1 protein-coding gene is annotated in these 1,385 nt (G+C 37.7%); it reads right to left on the reverse strand.

Annotation, left to right across the window (positions count from 1 at the left end):
- Positions 1–168: 168 nt before the first annotated feature.
- A complete protein-coding gene (locus CKO50_RS24605; protein ID WP_255229519.1) occupies positions 169–615 on the reverse strand; it encodes an immunity 49 family protein in 447 nt (148 codons plus the stop codon).
- Between the last annotated feature and the right edge of the window lie 770 nt (positions 616–1,385).

Raw genomic sequence — 1,385 nt, forward strand, 5'->3', positions numbered from 1 at the left:
TTAAAGATTAACAACCGTGGTTTCTCTAATTAAAAATGTACATGAAAGCAGCAGAAGAAATTTGGTGAGAAGTGTAGGCTAGGAAGGTGATTGAACCTAGCCTTGTAACATTCATGTTGTTAAAGAGTGTGGTTTAGCAAATTAGACTTCTTTTTTAATTTACCTTAATCATTTTGGTGGGTTAGGGTTTACCAGCCACTCTGGTATATAGCCATTTTCTGTGGTCAAATCATAGCCTTTAATGTCTTTTGCTAATGAAGCCATGGCAGTGAGAGGAATGGATAGTGCGCCATCAATTTCAAATTTCTCTTCTTTGGTATCGTAGTATTCTTTATGAAGTAGCGTTGCCTTTTCAATCGCCTGATTAAACTCTACGCCGCCATCATCGGTAAATATACCTAAAATTGCGGAAACTACGGGCCAGTAGAGTCTACTAGCATAGTGATAAGCCTCATCGTATTTGTAGTCGTCCGGGTTACTGGTAATTAATGCTTTTTCAATTGCCGAGGCTAAGTCTGCGTCAGGCGTAAAAATGGCTTTGAGCAAATCAACTAGCGCGTAATCAAAAGGAGTGAATTGCTCAGCATAGTTAGCNCGCTTTAAAAACTGAATCATCAACTTGAATTAGATAATCAATCGCATCTTGATTTCGCGTAATTATTGCNGAGGTACATGGCGGTAGGCCAGTTAAATATATCGGCTTCTTTCGAGTCTAGTGCACCATTGAGCTCAATTAGTTGGTTATCATAGCAAAGTTTGAATGGCTTTCCAGGGTTATCATTGGATTGAAAAATTCCTAAGCTTAGTTCTTGTGCACGTACTAGATATTTCCACGCATTTTGGCTATTTGGATGCTCAAGAGCTTCAATAAAAAGTGTTTTTAAGTTCTTTTTATACAGCCTAGAAATGGCAGTGTGGGGTTTATTCTTGATCCCCTCAATAACCTTGTTATCTGACAATTTATTGTAAAGTTCTTGACTTCTTTTATAGGTGTCAGGTGCATACGTATAATGATTCTTAATCATTTTCTATCCTTCAAATATTTTTAATATCAAAAATGGTTGCATCNAATAGCTCCTTTTACCTCTGTACCCGAGACTTTTTGCTGTACACCAATATATTCNGATAGGGTTGTCAATAAAATCTTCCATTTCAATAGCGCTCTCATACTCATCAAGCATTTTACTCAATTCTTTAACCTGCTCGTTAAACTTAGCCTCATTTGGGTCACCATATTTCGGATCAGCTATATATTCTGTTAGTTTCTTTTCATAATTCTTAAAAATTGAATCCATATAGGCTCTAGACCCTTGTTGAGCACGCTTTGTTCCGGCCATTCGACTCCCCCAAGTTGCGCTACCACCTTTGGCTTCAATAACTAGGAG

It is taken from the genome of Pseudoalteromonas sp. HM-SA03 (assembly GCF_002289345.1).
Classification (GTDB): Bacteria; Pseudomonadota; Gammaproteobacteria; order Enterobacterales; family Alteromonadaceae; genus Pseudoalteromonas.